Source organism: cf. Phormidesmis sp. LEGE 11477 (assembly GCF_015207105.1).
Taxonomy (GTDB): Bacteria; Cyanobacteriota; Cyanobacteriia; order Phormidesmidales; family Phormidesmidaceae; genus Phormidesmis.
In genome coordinates this window covers 1-14,914 of sequence record NZ_JADEXO010000134.1, presented here as the reverse complement: position 1 = coordinate 14,914, position 14,914 = coordinate 1, and the positions used below count along the sequence as shown (strand labels likewise).

General features: G+C 50.0%; 15 protein-coding genes. 9 read left to right on the top strand and 6 right to left on the bottom strand.

Translation table 11 applies throughout. The features are described from left to right. Positions 1–440, top strand: a 440-nt coding sequence (locus tag IQ256_RS25015; RefSeq protein ID WP_193858413.1) for an OmpA family protein, incomplete at its 5' end; no start/stop codon positions are given. Positions 441–686: 246 nt separating this feature from the next. Continuing rightward, positions 687–3,623 (top strand): DUF11 domain-containing protein, encoded by a 2,937-nt coding sequence (locus IQ256_RS25010; RefSeq protein WP_228025250.1) that lies wholly within the window; start codon positions 687–689, stop codon positions 3,621–3,623. On the opposite strand, the gene IQ256_RS25005 is transcribed toward IQ256_RS25010, so the two are convergent. Beyond that, positions 3,604–3,852, bottom strand: a complete 249-nt coding sequence (locus IQ256_RS25005; RefSeq protein ID WP_193858411.1) for a type II toxin-antitoxin system VapB family antitoxin — start codon at positions 3,850–3,852, stop codon at positions 3,604–3,606. The two genes, IQ256_RS25010 and IQ256_RS25005, sit on opposite strands and share 20 nt — an antisense overlap. Before the next feature lie 123 nt (positions 3,853–3,975). On the opposite strand from IQ256_RS25005, the gene IQ256_RS25000 reads away from it, so the two are divergent. Then, complete coding sequence (locus IQ256_RS25000; RefSeq protein WP_193858410.1) at positions 3,976–4,800, top strand: MOSC domain-containing protein; 825 nt, start codon at positions 3,976–3,978, stop codon at positions 4,798–4,800. Positions 4,801–4,837: 37 nt separating this feature from the next. After that, on the top strand, positions 4,838–5,401 hold the full coding sequence (locus IQ256_RS24995; protein ID WP_193858409.1) for a Uma2 family endonuclease: 564 nt from the start codon (positions 4,838–4,840) through the stop codon (positions 5,399–5,401). A gap of 60 nt (positions 5,402–5,461) precedes the next feature. Here IQ256_RS24995 and IQ256_RS24990 read toward each other — a convergent pair whose 3' ends face one another. Next, positions 5,462–6,052, bottom strand: a complete 591-nt coding sequence (locus tag IQ256_RS24990) for a Uma2 family endonuclease (RefSeq protein ID WP_193858408.1) — start codon at positions 6,050–6,052, stop codon at positions 5,462–5,464. Positions 6,053–6,432: 380 nt separating this feature from the next. Between IQ256_RS24990 and IQ256_RS24985 the strand changes: the two genes are divergently transcribed. The 5 genes from IQ256_RS24985 to IQ256_RS24965 all read left to right on the top strand — a co-directional run bounded on the left by IQ256_RS24985 (position 6,433) and on the right by IQ256_RS24965 (position 12,694). Further along, positions 6,433–8,064 carry an alpha-D-glucose phosphate-specific phosphoglucomutase gene (locus tag IQ256_RS24985; RefSeq protein ID WP_193858407.1) on the top strand — a complete coding sequence of 544 codons (1,632 nt, stop codon included), beginning with the start codon at positions 6,433–6,435 and terminating at the stop codon, positions 8,062–8,064. Positions 8,065–8,163: 99 nt separating this feature from the next. Beyond that, positions 8,164–8,352: a CPXCG motif-containing cysteine-rich protein gene (locus IQ256_RS24980; RefSeq protein ID WP_193858406.1), complete on the top strand. Its 189-nt coding sequence runs from the start codon at positions 8,164–8,166 to the stop codon at positions 8,350–8,352. A 260-nt stretch (positions 8,353–8,612) separates the two neighbouring features. After that, positions 8,613–11,381: a hypothetical protein gene (locus IQ256_RS24975; protein ID WP_193858405.1), complete on the top strand. Its 2,769-nt coding sequence runs from the start codon at positions 8,613–8,615 to the stop codon at positions 11,379–11,381. A 52-nt stretch (positions 11,382–11,433) separates the two neighbouring features. Further along, positions 11,434–11,955: a histidine phosphatase family protein gene (locus tag IQ256_RS24970; RefSeq protein ID WP_193858404.1), complete on the top strand. Its 522-nt coding sequence runs from the start codon at positions 11,434–11,436 to the stop codon at positions 11,953–11,955. A 226-nt stretch (positions 11,956–12,181) separates the two neighbouring features. Next, on the top strand, positions 12,182–12,694 hold the full coding sequence (locus IQ256_RS24965) for a DUF1993 family protein (RefSeq protein WP_193858403.1): 513 nt from the start codon (positions 12,182–12,184) through the stop codon (positions 12,692–12,694). A gap of 25 nt (positions 12,695–12,719) precedes the next feature. Here IQ256_RS24965 and IQ256_RS24960 read toward each other — a convergent pair whose 3' ends face one another. The 4 genes from IQ256_RS24960 to IQ256_RS24945 form a co-directional block, all read right to left on the bottom strand. After that, a complete protein-coding gene (locus IQ256_RS24960; RefSeq protein ID WP_193858402.1) occupies positions 12,720–13,097 on the bottom strand; it encodes a type II toxin-antitoxin system HigA family antitoxin in 378 nt (125 codons plus the stop codon). 14 nt (positions 13,098–13,111) lie between these two features. Beyond that, positions 13,112–13,405 (bottom strand): type II toxin-antitoxin system HigB family toxin, encoded by a 294-nt coding sequence (locus IQ256_RS24955; protein WP_193858401.1) that lies wholly within the window; start codon positions 13,403–13,405, stop codon positions 13,112–13,114. A gap of 94 nt (positions 13,406–13,499) precedes the next feature. Next, entirely contained in the window at positions 13,500–14,372 is an 873-nt protein-coding gene (locus IQ256_RS24950; RefSeq protein WP_193858400.1) for an oxygenase MpaB family protein, read from the bottom strand. 18 nt (positions 14,373–14,390) lie between these two features. Next, positions 14,391–14,914, bottom strand: a 524-nt coding sequence (locus IQ256_RS24945) for a DUF928 domain-containing protein (protein ID WP_193858399.1), incomplete at its 5' end; no start/stop codon positions are given.

The following is a 14,914-nucleotide window of genomic DNA, read 5'->3' as shown; positions in this document are numbered from 1 at the left end:
CGCCGACACCGCCGATATTGCCCGAACCACCGCCTGAAACGATTCAGCTAAAAGTTCCTCGAAACGTTCACTTTGGCTTGGATCAAGACTTCATCAGTGCAGAGAGTGCGGTGGTACTAGACCAGATCGTGGCGGTCTTAGTGCAATATCCCAGCATTGTGGTTGATCTTCATGGTCATACGGACTCGCGGGCTAGCGTCGCCTACAACCAAGACTTAGCCAGACGCAGAGCGGAGAATACCCGTCGCTATCTTTTGAACCAGGGGATAGGCGCACAAAGGATGACTATTCGCTCGCTAGGAGAAACTGAGCTGCTGGTAGAAGAGACCAATCGGACTAACTATGCGCGCAATCGGCGAGTCGAATTTGTGTTTCAAGATGTGCGTGGTGTTGAGATTGAGTTCTTTAATCAAGAAGAAGATCTGCAAGTTGAGCCGTAGAAGTGAGGTTAGGAGAATTGTGCGATCGCATAGCGAAACCTGCGATCGCCAGGGCACGAAAGGCTTTCAAAAGCTGCTGTAGTCATGTTTCTTCGATCTTATTGATTCAAAAACATATCGACTTTTTTTGATTGATATGGGCATGTTAATAGCTGTATTCCCTTGAATAGATAAACTGCTACCTCGCGACTTGATCAGACGCCTGCTAAGCCAAGTCATTCCCCAGACGAAAAGTCCTAATTCCTCATGGTTCTAGTTCATTCACACACACCATTCAAAGCGTCCGCCTTGCGCTATCTTGCTAGCAGTTTGTCCATTACGCTTTGTGCTGTGGGAGCTTGGTCACAGCCGGTCCGCGCAGAAGGCAGCCGAGATATGTTTCCCGACGGAGCCCCTGGCAATCGAGGTCATATCATTTGGAGATCTGGAACGGCAGCAGGCTTTAGGAATCGAACTTTGCTACGGGTATATGCCGAAGAGGACGAATATATCTTGGTCGGCTCTAGTGCTGTCGATAGGCGTAACGGCGATATTGAGATTTTCAACCCTAATCGGGTTAATGGCCAGGCCGCTAATGAGACCATACCAAGCAATCCAGATTTCACCTGTACCGACCAAGATGGGCTGGGATTTATTGCTAATCGCGCCGAAGAACTCGCGGGCCCAGAGTCTATTGATGGCACCGGAAACACGGGTGGGTACGAACCTTGTTTCTACCAAGCGCCCGAGACAGGAATCTACTATGTGGCGATGTATGGCCCGAGTGGTCGCAATAGTACTGAGAGTGCTAACAACGGCGTTCAACCGAATATAAATCAGCTCAATACAGGCAATAACCAAAATACAGGAATTTCGGCTTGGGATGTCACTGTACGCAGTAGCGATCAAAGCTCGACGGACGATCTAGAAGGCCGCCTGCATACCTTCTTGATAAGTTTGAACATGGGACGCAATGGCAGATATCTGCACTCCGATCTGTATCCCATTACTACGGACGGCTACCGCTATGAAATCGATATGCGCGGACTAGATCCGTTTGGCTTTAGAATTTTTGGTAGCCAGCTTGGAAACCTGGACAGTGATGGTGTAAGTCCGCTATACAAAGATGTTCTCGGAGAGAATGGCAGCATTGATAATCCAGAAGGCGGTACCAGCAGCGCGCCGCCTCAATACCCTATCTTCTTTAACGAAATAGACAATGCAGTTCTACCCTTTCTGCCCGTATACGATCCCACAGGCACGGAGACAGGTGTAGGATTTCCACCGTCACCTATTCTTCCTGTTGTGAGTAGTCCCTCATTTTCAGGTAATCTCTCGGGGAGCGCCTCTACTGTTAACACGGGCGGAAATTTCTCTTTCGATAGCAACCTGTTAGGTGTTTATCAGATTGTGATTAGTCGAGACGGTGTTGACTTTGATCCAAGCAACCCGCAAAACAGGGTGCTGCGCGGGTACATGCCTGCAGCTGGTCCTCAAACTGTCTCTTGGAATGGACAGGACAAAACTGGAGATCCATTTCCTGTCGGCAGCTTCCGCTATGAAATACAAACCCACGGCGGTGAATATCACTTTCCACTGAGTGATGCTGAAAACAATGTTGGTGGCGGGCCAACCTACACTTTGTTGAACGGTACCAATCCACTGGGCAACAACGTGGCTTTCTACGATCATAGCGGCTATCGTACTTTGAATGGCACCATCGTGGAGGATCGCGATCCGGACGATGGCAATCCGTTTGACGATGCCCTGTGTGGCCTCGGTCCACCTAACCCACCGGCAACTGATCTATCCCTCGGCGCTGATTCGAGTACTTCTACCTTCAACGTTTTTGGTCTATCTGGTAATAGGGGAAATACTAACAGAAGATGTGACGAGGCCTCATCATTTGGAGATACTAAAACACTAGATCTGTGGACATACACGCCTAGTCCAGCGGCTGGAAATGAGCTGCTCATTCTGGATTTAGTAGACTATGGTGATGCGCCTGATACTGAAGCTGGCAATGGAGCGGGTAACTACAGCACATTAGCGAATGACGATGGCCCGGTACACGGTATTGACAGTTCTCTCGTTTTAGGAAATGGGGTCACCGACGACACGGATGGTTTTGTTGATGGGACAGATGATAACGGTGATGCCACAGATGATACCGATGACGCATTTACCACCTTACCGGATGTCATCGTAGGACGTCCGTACAGCCTGTCAGATATTCCGGTTAATAATACAACGGGTGGCAATGCGACGCTGCATGCCTGGATAGACTTTGATCAAGATGGCCAATTTGAAGCCAGCGAATATCAAAGCGCAACTGTTATCAATAATGCCTCTACTGCTGATTTGAGCTGGACTGTACCTAGCGATGCTAGTGCTGGAACGACCTATGCTCGTTTTCGTTTGACGACTGATAGCTTGAGTGATGACGGTGACACTGCTGAGGTCGATGAGCGATCGATCGGCGGGGCTAGCGATGGTGAGGTGGAAGATTATCAGCTTGAGGCTTTTTTACCGGTTCCAGATATGCTGCTGGTCAAACGGATTACTGCTATCAACCGAGGCCGTTCTGAAAGAGAACAGCTATTTGATGATAGCTACGTGGATGTCGCTGGCGATCCAAATGACAATGAGATCAACTGGCCAGAGGGAACAGAACCAGCAACTATTGGTAGCGGCACGGTCGAAAGCTATATTCGAGGAATTACGGGCGTTGATGATACGACAGCGATATCAGGTGTCACGGTGCGCCCCGGTGACGAGATTGAGTACACGGTTTCGTTTTTATCGAATGGCGATGCGGCGGCTAACGATCTGTTGATCTGCGATCGCATCCCCGAAAACACCACCTTCGCCAACAACGCCTTCAACAATCTCGCACCCCGCTACACAGGCGGCGGCAACCGAGGCATTTATCTAGAGTTCAACAATCAACAAGTCGCCCTCACTAACGTCAACGACGGCGATGAAATTCCAGACACCTCCGGCAATGACGACGGCATCGGCGGCTATTACTTCGCACCAGGCGTTTTGCCTAGCAGCGTTTTCTCAGGTATCGACTGTGGCGGCAGTGGCACTAACGAAAATGGCGCGATTGTAGTGGATTTAAGCGACTTACCTAATGCCGCCGGAGAGGGCACACCAGACAATTCCTATGGATTTATCCGCTTTAGAGTCGTGGTTGACTAGCAGTTTCAAGGAGGTCTAGAATTTCAGAGATATTGTCTATGTTCTTAATTCTCAGCCCTCCTAGATCTACAGGCTGAGTCTTGTAGGGCTGCTGAGTGTTCGGCGGTGATTCTAACTGATCTAAGCCCGCTCGGATTGCTTCGTTGACAGCTTCCTTAAAGCTAGAAAAGCCTCTTAGCTGCTTCAACCTAGCGGCAACGTCGTCATCTAAGGTCAATGTAGTACGCATACATCAAGACATCATTTTCGCGATGTCTTGATGATAAACGCTTAGGTGAGGCTATACAAATAACCAATCAAAGCAGTACTGCGGTATGTATTATGGTGGGCTTTGAAGCTTATGAATGCTGTGATGACTACTTTGACGTTGAGCGGCCTATATATCTATCCAATTAAATCGGCAGCGGGCATCGCGATAAGTCAGGCGCAGATGACGGCGCGCGGGCTGCAATACGATCGGCGATGGATGGTAGTGGACGCGCAGGGTAAGTTTATGAGCCAGCGGCGGTTTCCTCGGCTGGCGCTGATCAAAGTAGCGATCACAGACCAGCTAAAAATCACTGCACCAGGAATGCCAGATTGTTCAATTCCGCTTACCGCTTGCTCAGATACAGAAACAATGGTTGAAGTGTGGGGCGATCGCGTGCCAGCAGTCGCTTCACCCGCTGAAGTCGACAAATGGTTCACTCAGTTTCTAGGCGTAACATGTCAGCTCGTACATATGCCCGATAGCTCGCAGCGACCTACAGACCACGGCAAACTCGGCTCCGAGCAGATTGTTAGCTTTGCCGATGCCTATCCTTTCTTATTGATTTCCTCAGCCTCACTCGCTCATCTAAACGAAAAGCTAGATTCTCCGGTGCCGATGAATCGCTTTCGGCCTAACTTTGTTGTCAGTGGATGCGATCGCCCTCACGCCGAAGATGATTGGCAGCAAATTCGCATCGGCGATGTTGCGTTCTCGGTGGCTAAACCCTGCGCTCGGTGCTCGATACCCAATGTCGATCAGGCGACAGGAAAACGCGCGCTGGAGCCGACGAAAACACTTGCCACCTATCGCGCCTGGGATAAAGCGATCTGGTTTGGCCAGAACTTGGTAGAAATTGGCAAAGGCGATCGCTCAGGCACACGATCCAGCACACTTAGCGTAGGCGATGAGATCGAAGTTCTGGCCTAGAATGCAATTAAGAGCTGTTATGACAGAGACGAGTCTTATGGTTCAAGCTTCTGCACCCCCTCTGACGCTGGATGCATTTTTGCAGCTACCTGAGACTCAACCTGCCAGCGAATACATCAATCATCAGACGATACAAAAGCCCGTGCTGCAAGGAGAGCATAGTCTGATACAGGTTGCTCTTTGCAAGACTATTGACCAGGTGGCAGAATCCCAGCGTATTGCCAAAGCTTTTTCAGAACTACGCTGTGTCTTTGGCGACGCGGCGATTGTCCCTGACGTCTCGGTCTTTCGCTGGGGGCGGATTCCGCGTGCCCCATCAGGACGCATTGCCAATCGGTTTGAAGTTCATCCAGACTGGGCAATTGAGATTCTATCGCCAGACCAGGCTCAAACGAGACCTCTAGAGAAGCTGCTGCACTGCGTGGAACATGGTACAGAGCTAGGGTGGCTGATAGACCCAGAGGCTGAGAGCATATTGACGCTTTCCGCTGAATCACAGATAAAGCTGTTTCGAGGCTCTCAGGTTTTACCTGCTCTGACAGGATTGAATCTGACTCTATCGGCTGACGATGTGTTTAACTGGCTGCACCTACCAAACTAGTCAGATAAAGTAGCAAATGACGAACACGATTTGGGAGTTAGCAATTCGATCGGTGGTTTATCACGCGATCGCGCTTTGGTCAGTTGCGTACAGCCAGCCAAACAGCTCACCCACCGTCAGCTCAAAATCTGAAGCAAATTCAGGCACGGGCAGCCGTACACCTGATTTTTCATAGAAAGCGGTTGGTGCATCCGGCAGATAGCTAAAGACGCATTTTTCATACGGATCAACCAGCCAACCCATTTGGGTTCCATACTCGGCAGCGTGCAAAATCTTCTTGACAAGTTTCGATGGACTTTGCTTAGGCGATAAGATCTCAATCATCCAGCTAGGCGCGGCAGACAGTTCTCCATCAATCATGCCATCTTCATCTCTAGGGATAGCTGCCCAGGGAAGAACTGTAATATCAGGAACGATAGAGTGTCCGCCAAACGTACAGCGCAGTTCTGGAAAAGTGAGTGCTTTTTGAGTGCTTTCGAGCGCTAAGTCAATAGCGGATGTCAGCTTGGCTCGAATACGGCTGTGCGCTGCTTTTGGCATTGGCTTTTGAATAATTTTACCGTCGATATACTCACTCGCCGGTTTTGTCTCTGGCAGCAGCAGAAAGTCTTCTATAGTCGTATTTTCGCGTTTGACGGGTGTTTGTACCATGCCTAGATCAGACTGTTGACTCGTTGCTCGTTAGTTGCTCGTTGGTATAGCAATGCGCGGATGCATACTCTAAGAGAAGGCTGCGCCTACGTGCAGTTGCTATGCACTTTGCGCTGTTGGGAAAGGACTGTGGCCTCTCGGTGTGTAGCAAGCAAAGTGCGGAAGGCTACAGATCGATTGTAGCTTGCACAAGAGCAAGGAAAAAGCGAGACTTTGGATGTCGATGGCCTACGGTTGCCTGTTGCCCACAATACCGCTAGATCTGCCGCTTTGCCTTACGATTTTTTTACAATCCGCAGATGTGAGATCATCAATTGCAGATGCGGTTTTATCCAGCCATCTGTAGTTTTTGACACGCGCCAATTGGCGATCTGCAAAAAATGCCTATCAAAACGGTTTCGACCACTCCTTTCGACGACCAAAAGCCAGGAACCTCTGGCCTACGCAAGCAAGTTCCTACCTTCCAAAAGCCTAACTATCTAGAGAACTTTATTCAATCCACCTTTGACAGCCTCGAAGACTATCAGGGCAAAACCCTTGTCGTCGGTGGCGATGGTCGCTACTACAATCGCCCGGCTATTCAAACTATCTTGAGAATGGCTGCAGCCAACGGTATCGGTAAAGTCCTGGTCGGCAAAGGCGGCATTCTCTCCACACCCGCTGCCTCTTGCCTAATTCGCAAATACGACGCGATCGGCGGCATTATCCTGTCGGCTAGCCATAATCCCGGCGGCCCAGAAGGTGATTTTGGCGTCAAATACAACGTCTCTAATGGTGGCCCTGCGCCCGAGAAGGTGACGAGCGCCATCTTTGAGAACAGCAAGTCAATTAGCGAATATAAAATCGCGGATACTGACGATATCGATCTCAATAACCTCGGCACTAGTCAAATTGAAGGCATGGCGGTTGAGGTGGTTGATTCTGTAGCGGATTACGTCGAGCTGATGCAGCAGCTATTCGACTTCGACAAGATTAGTAACCTGTTGAAAGGCGACTTCAGCATGTGCATGGATTCGCTGCATGCGGTGACTGGCCCCTATGCCAAGCAGATTTTTGAGCAGGCGCTAGGGGCGAAGGCGGGGACGGTGACTAACGGTGAGCCGTTAGAAGATTTTGGCGGCGGCCACCCGGACCCCAATCTGGTCTATGCCCATGATCTGGTAGAGACTATGTTTGCAGACGATGCGCCGGATTTTGGGGCGGCGTCGGATGGCGATGGCGATCGCAATATGATCTTGGGCAACAACTTCTTCGTCAACCCTAGCGACAGTCTGGCCCTAATCGCCGCCAATGCGACCCTAGTGCCGGGCTACAAAGATGGGCTCTCGGGCGTAGCTCGCTCGATGCCTACTAGCCAAGCCGCCGATCGCGTGGCCGAAAAGCTTGGGCTCGACTGCTATGAAACGCCGACGGGCTGGAAGTTCTTTGGCAACTTGCTTGATGCGGACAAGATCACCATCTGTGGCGAGGAGAGCTTTGGCACGGGCTCTAACCACGTCCGCGAAAAAGACGGCCTCTGGGCGGTGCTGTTTTGGCTGAATATTTTGGCGGAGCGGCAGCAGTCGGTAGAAGCGATTGTGACTGAGCATTGGCAGACGTACGGTCGAAATTTCTACTCGCGGCATGATTACGAAGGGGTGGATAGTGCGAAGGCGAATGAATTGATAGAGGGACTGCGATCGCAATTTTCCACCCTGCCCGGCAGCAGCCTCGGCGACTATACCGTCGACTATGCCGATGACTTTAGCTATACCGATCCAATCGACGGCAGCGTCAGCCAAAAGCAAGGCGTCCGCATCGGCTTTACCGACGGCTCGCGGATAGTTTTTCGGCTGTCGGGCACTGGCACGAAAGGGGCGACCATCCGGCTCTATCTAGAGAGTTACGAATCTGATGCTGCCAAACACGATGTCGATCCTCAAGCGGCCTTAAAGCCTTTGATTGTAATCGCTGATCAAGTCTCGAAGCTTCAAGAACTCACAGGCCGTGACCAGCCGACTGTGATCACTTAAGGTAATTACTCAAACGGGATATTTCACCCTTTGATCTTCTTAGGGCAGGCTTCAACCCTGCCCACACGCTGATGCAAGCAACTCAAATGCAGGCAATCTATGCAAACAACTGCCGAATACTACTGTGCCTTTTGCGGTGAACCCAGCACTACTTTTGTTGACCTTAGTGCGGGCAATACTCAGTCATATATCGAAGACTGTCAGGTCTGCTGTCGGCCTAATATTCTCTATGTGTCTGTTGACGAAGACACCTTGACGGTTACTATTCAAACGGACTATCAGGAGTAGTCACTGACAGTCATAGCGCTAATGTCATGAGCACATAGAACTTTCAGCCTGAAAACAGTACCTTAGCCAAGTGACAAGCGCTATAGAGCCACTGATCAAGTGATTGTTCAGTGATAACTCGGTGGTAATTCGGTGTAATGACGATACATTTTGTAATGGATCTACCAATCTAAGTTGATTTCGGGAACGCTAAAAACATTGAACATCACTTAGTTTACTTGCCTAGTTCTGTTCATTCCAGGTCCTCTGAAGCGAGAAACATGAAGTATTGGGAATTTCTGATTCAGAAAGAAGGCGATCAAACCTGGCTGCCGCTAGAGACTCATCAGGTAGAGATTCTAGCCGGTCGCTATCGTGTGATTGCTCATACTAATCGGACCAATACCCCAGTAGATATTCGGGTCAGTCAGCTAGTCACCACAGAGACGCTACCGCGAAAACGAGTTCGCGATCGCGCCAGTCAAACGAATGAAGCGGGTCTAGTTGTCGTTGTTCCCTACGTGCATCTAGAGCCGGGTCAGTGGGAGCTGACTTGCAGCAGTCAAGATATCGCAGATGGCCTGGATAGCTGGCAATATAGCTTGCAGATACAGGTCTTTGCACCCGCTGAAGAAGGCTGGCCTGCTGATTCGCCGACGCTGTCTGAGGCGGAGATAGAAGCCCTAGACAAATCACTGTTATTCGATTCAGCCGCTGCTGTAAATCAGGATTTGCCTTTGATTCAGGCTCAGAGCCAGCTTCGCGCTCAGTCTCTTCATGCTAGAGCTGACGTAGAAGCAGAGGCGATATACGGAATCTCTCTGCGTCAGCGAGCATTTCTAGCTCAAGACAATCAGCCTATGACCATCGTTGGTCAGGTGCAGGCGCTATCCCCTCTGTTCGAGGGTCAGAGCAACAGTCAGCTGTGGCTACGCCTGCAAGATCCAGAAACCGCACGGGTGATCATGGAAGCGCATCGACCGATCAATTTGGCTCGATTGCCAGCGGATTTTAAGGTGAAGATTCAGCTACCCGCGCGCGTGACTACGCGAATTGTTCTAGGAGAAGTTTCTCTGCGCCCTGACTCGCCAGAGGCTGAAACTTCAGGTGCTGTACTAAGTGCTGCCGCCTTTACCATCACCGCCGGAATCGCTCAGACACTGGATGAGACTGCTAATAGCGATCCAAGCAGCGCTAGCTTGGATTATTTTGACGAGGAACATTCAGCGTCTTCCCCAACGTTTTCTCAGCTAGAAAATGCTGATTACGCCGACCCTCTTCCTTTAGGAGATTCGCTGCCGCTAGCTGCGCCGCCTGTGTCTGTAGGTGTTCATAGCCCGTCGCCAGCGATAGGCGTTGTTCTTCCTCCTCGAATCGATCTGCCAGTAAGTGCGAATTCGACTGGCCGGATTGACTTACCCAGCTTTCTGCCCTCGAATTTATTGCTTGTGAGCGATTCACCAAAAGCTCAACCTGTGGGTTCGCCAGAGGCTCAACCTGTGGGTTCGCCAGAGGCTCAATCTACGAGTTCGCCAGAGGCTCGACCTGTGAGTTCGTTAAAGGCTCAGCTCCAGCAAGACAGTCAGCCTGCGGATTTAGGATCGCCGGATACTACAAACGGTGAGCTAGACAGTGGACCAAACGGGTTAGTCCTAGATCTAGACAAGCCTGGCCTGCATGAGCCAGACCTGCATGAGCCAGATTTAGATAGGCCCCACTCATCACCCTCAATCCAGCTACCGCCGATGGTGACTAAGCCAGCTCAGTTTATGGGCACTAGTATCGAAGATGATGATATTGAGACGGCTCAAATCGCGGCTCTATTGGAGGACATTAACGACGATCTAGAAACGGCTACCCCTTCGTCGGATGCCTCTAGGCCATCTGATAGCAGCTTTCTATCTACGACACCAGACTCGTCCAACGATCCGGCAGATGAATCAGAATCGCTTGCTACCGAAGCGGAAAGCGATCACGCAAACCCTAAGCAAAAGCAAGAGACTGTCAAGACCGCATTTAGGTCGCTGAAGCTGAAAGACCATTTTATGCAGCGTCTGTCTGACCTGACTCACGATGAGATTAGCCAGTCCGCTAAATTGACAGAGGAGCTGCAATCGGCTGGCGTGAGCTTAGAAAGTCCGCAGACGGCTGAGCCGCTAGAGATCTTTGCGAATAGCGAAGTTGTTATCTTCGATGAGCCGTCTGCCGCTGAAGAAGAGCTGCCAGCATCGCCTGCCATTCCGATCGCGCCTCTAGGTTCTGCCACAGAAGAGCTCGCAGAAGAGTTCGCCGCAGAACTCACAGAAGAGCCCGCAGAAGAATTTACAGCAGAATTCACATCAGAATTCACATCAGAACTCACAAAAGAACGCTATGCCGACCCATCGAATCAGAGGCTACTGCCGCAGAGCGCTGCAGCTGTAATACCGTCAAGCTTCACCGATCTCGACAGAAACAGACAGCTACGCCTAGAAAGACTGCGCCAGCGCCAATTAGCAGCAAAATCGCCTCGCGTCGATCACTTACTTTCACTCGTAGAACCAGCCGCCCCACTGCCCTCAGCTCCCACTCATAGCCCAGCTCCCAATTCTGGCCTCTCTCCAATTCCAGCGCCAGAACCAGAAGCTGCGAGTGTCCTGACGCTGCGGCGCAATTTTGTAGAGGCGGTTGAAGAGTTGCCTGAGATGGTGATACCGATTATCAGCGTTCCTAGAGGAGATCTGATTGCTGGCGATCGCGTTACCATTACGGTCCGCACTCGTCCTTCGGTATTTAGGCCATTTATCAAGCTGTGGATGATCGATCGCCAAAGTCGCACCCTAGTGGGTGAGCCTAAGCTGCTGAGCAACCTAAAGCCTGACGCGCTAGGCGATTTGCAAACCAGTACTGAGATGCTAGTGCCGATGGGCTGTTTGGATGTACAAATTGCTGCGATCGCCATCGATATGGCCACTCAGCAAGAGAGCAACAAAGCTATCGTCAACCGTCATGTGATTCCTGCTGTTCAGTCTTTGCCACCGCTGCGAAGCTTAAGAGCTAGAGAGTGGTAGAGCTAGAGAATGCACGATAGTAAGATGGGGAACAGCACGCTAGGAAAACAGTGTGAAAAAGTTGCATCTAATTCGTCATGCCAAATCTAGCCATGACGATAGCTATCTGTCCGATATAGATCGCCCGCTTAGTCAGCGTGGGTTGCAGGCATGTCAGCGTATGGCCGTACCAATAGCCAGGGCGGGCTGTCCGTTTGACCCAGTCTTTTGTAGCCCAGCCTTGCGGGCTCAATCGACCATAGAACAGATCAGCTACGCCTTACCAGAACGGCAAATAAACTGGCAAATAGATGATGCCCTGTATACCTTCGAGTTTCAAGATCTGCTGAGATGGTGCCGAGCGCTAGACAATGCGATGAATGAGGTGGTCATTGTGGGACACAACCCGGCCATGACCGACTTTGTGAATGAGATGTGCGATCGCGTAAGTGCTGATTGGCCAGCTCGCACCCTCGATAACTTGCCTACTTGCGGCTACGTTCAGCTCTCATTTGAGAACACTTCATGGCAGACCTTATCTAAGGGTTCAGCCACACTAGTTAGCTTCCTCAAGCCAAAGATGTTTGTGGCCTAAGCATTTAGGAGATGATGATCACCAGCCCAGCATGCAACTAGCCTGACATCGCTTGATATAGCAAAGCGCGGATGCATTCGCACTTTGCTATGGCACTTTGCGTTATACAACAAGGGGTGCAGCCTTTTGTGGTGTAGTAAGCAAAGTGCGGAAAGCTATAGTATAGAGAGGGCCATTGCTATATAGCACTTTTTCCTAAGCATCAAAAAGATCAGGAGTTTTGAATATGCCTATCTCCATGTATCAAGCGTCAGTTCCTCTCTTGCGTCATCAGCTCAAAAATCTGATTGGAATCTTGGAAAAAGCAGCGACTTATGCGGAAGAGAAAAGCATTGACCAGACTGTCTTAACGAGCAGTCGCCTATATCCTGATATGTTTCCACTCACCAAGCAGGTTCAGATTGCTTCGGATATGGCTAGGCGTGGAGTTGCTCGACTAGCTAGCGTAGAGCCACCCCCTTTAGAGGATACAGAGATAACGTTTCCTGAGCTAATCGATCGGCTGCAGAAGAGTATTGACTATCTAGAAACATTTTCTGCCGATCAGATTGACGGGACAGAAGAAAAGGAAATTATTGTTCCTACTGGGAAAGATCAAAACATAACGATGAAGGGCTGGCCATTCCTAGCTTTCATTGTGATGCCAAACGCTCATTTTCACGTCACAACGGCTTACGACATCCTTCGACATAATGGCGTAGAAATTGGCAAGAGAGATTATCTAGGCAGCCCTGACTAACCACGATCGGGTTTGTGGGCATTAGTTAGGCAGGAATCTGTGCTGACTCATAAGGTTGGATAAGAATCTCAGCAGGAATTCCTAGTACCTGATTCAACTTTCGAATCATCTCTAAAGTCAAGGTGCGCTTACGAGATAAAACCTCAGATACCCTTGCTCGACTGCCTATACACGGCTCCAAATCACGACGAGACCATCCACGGGTATCCATGTAGTACCGAATTGCTTCGATTGGATCGGGTAGCTCGATTGGAAAATGCGTTTTCTCATAAGATTCCACGAGAGTACTAAGGATGTCTAAGCGATCATACTCAGGTGTATTCTCAGCAGCCTCAAATAGCGACTCAATCTCTCGAAGAACCTCTTGATAGTCAGCTTGAGTTCTAATCGGACGTATTTCCATCTATCAACCTCAATTTAGATTGTTCCTGCATCAACTTTGTCATACTTAATGTGAGTGCCAATAAATCGAATGAAGATAATGCCAATGTCATAACGGATTGCCACAATCAGCCGATAGGTGTTGCCCTTAATGTTGAAAACAACGCGATTATTCGCAATGATACTGGCATTGCCATGAGCGGATTTTACATCAACTGGACTTTTCCAATCGGCATGAGAGGCTTCGTAGTACCAAGTCTTTAATGCTTCTTCAGCATCTGGATGAGACTCCCAAAAATCTCTTAAGGTGCTCCGAGATAAGATACGCATGAATTTATCATAATTTGATCCCGTGTTGGGATCAAGGAGTATTTTGGGAGCCCTATATTGTCCGCATGCAGCGCTCAGGTTAAAGCTATTCTGGCTACGGTTGTTGATTCTCAAATTTGTTCAAGAGCTGAGCTGGACCGATATCTTCTAGCTGGTATTCATTTGGATAGCTGCGGATAGACTGATCGGCAAAGAAGTCGGGCAGTTGTCTAGGCGGCAGTTGGCGGAGCAGGCGACTGCGAAGGTGGAGGCACTTTTTGAGCGATGCGGTCAAGAAAGTAGGGGCGGGCTGCCAGTCTAGTGCTTTGAGCAGCGGCGGGTCGAGCAGAGCTGGAATAGCTTTGTCGGCGAGCGATCGCATCCCAACCGGAAACCATCCTACCAGCATTTGCCGCGTGGCATCTGCTACCCGGCGATTGGCATCTTGATAGACAAAATGTTTCTGTTCATAAGCTTGGTTGTACGCTTCAAAGCTGTGATAAGAAAGTGGAATATCAACAATCCCCATTCTCTTTCCTACCTCTTTCCAGAAGAAATAGATTGCCTGCTGTTCGTGCTCAGTCAGTGGCCGCCAGCCAAATTGTTGAATCCAGCGTACAGGCTCGTAGATGAATGTGGAAAGCACATAGAGGTAGTCCGCATTGTCGATTGAATAGCGCTGGTGGATGGCATTCATCCGCTGTAAGAATGCCTGCCCACGAGGATGGTGATAGCCCCACTTGAACAGTTCTGAAACAATAATACCGGTATCGTCGTATCGCTTTTGGGTGTGATGATGAAATTCGCCTGTGTGGTCTAGCAGCTTAGCAATGGACGGTACGCAGAAGGTTCGCAGTAAAGCCAGCTCTAGGGCGCGAGTTGTATCCCAGGGAAATTCATAGCCTGTTAGCAAATGACAGATGGCGATCGCATCTGCTTTCGCGTCTAGTTGCTGAATCTGCCGAGCCGTCGCATATCGATCTTGCATAAATCCTCAGCGTTCGCTTTAGGACAACTCATCTCTTTGATCGATTCCTAGCTGATCGGTTTCTAGCTGATCGATTCCTAGCTGATCGATTCCTAGCGATCGCAGTAATTCAGTCCAAGCCACATTAACAGTAGGGTTGTGCTTTTGGGTCAAATAGAGCGGTGCGATCGTATCAACCGCGTCGTACCAAATCTCGTTGGCTTGATAGAGGGCTGCCTGCTCTAGCGGCGAGGCTGTAGATAGCTGATTTTCGAGCGTTGGACTAAGTGTCGTCCGCTCTATTCCACCTTGTACGTAGAGAGGAGACTCTGCTCCGCAGTCTATTTTGAAGTACCACTGGTAAGTCTTGCCAATGGCCAAAGGCGTCAGCTCTTCAGGAAGCGATATGCCAACAAGTCCTGGCGTTTGATCGAGGCTGGCAAACTCAGCCGATGTCGTCCGATAAATGTCTTGCCCCGAATCGTTTTGTAGAACGAACTCTGCAGTGATTGCGCTGTTGAGCGCGTAGGGCACATCAAACCAGAAAGTAGGACGCTCAGCGG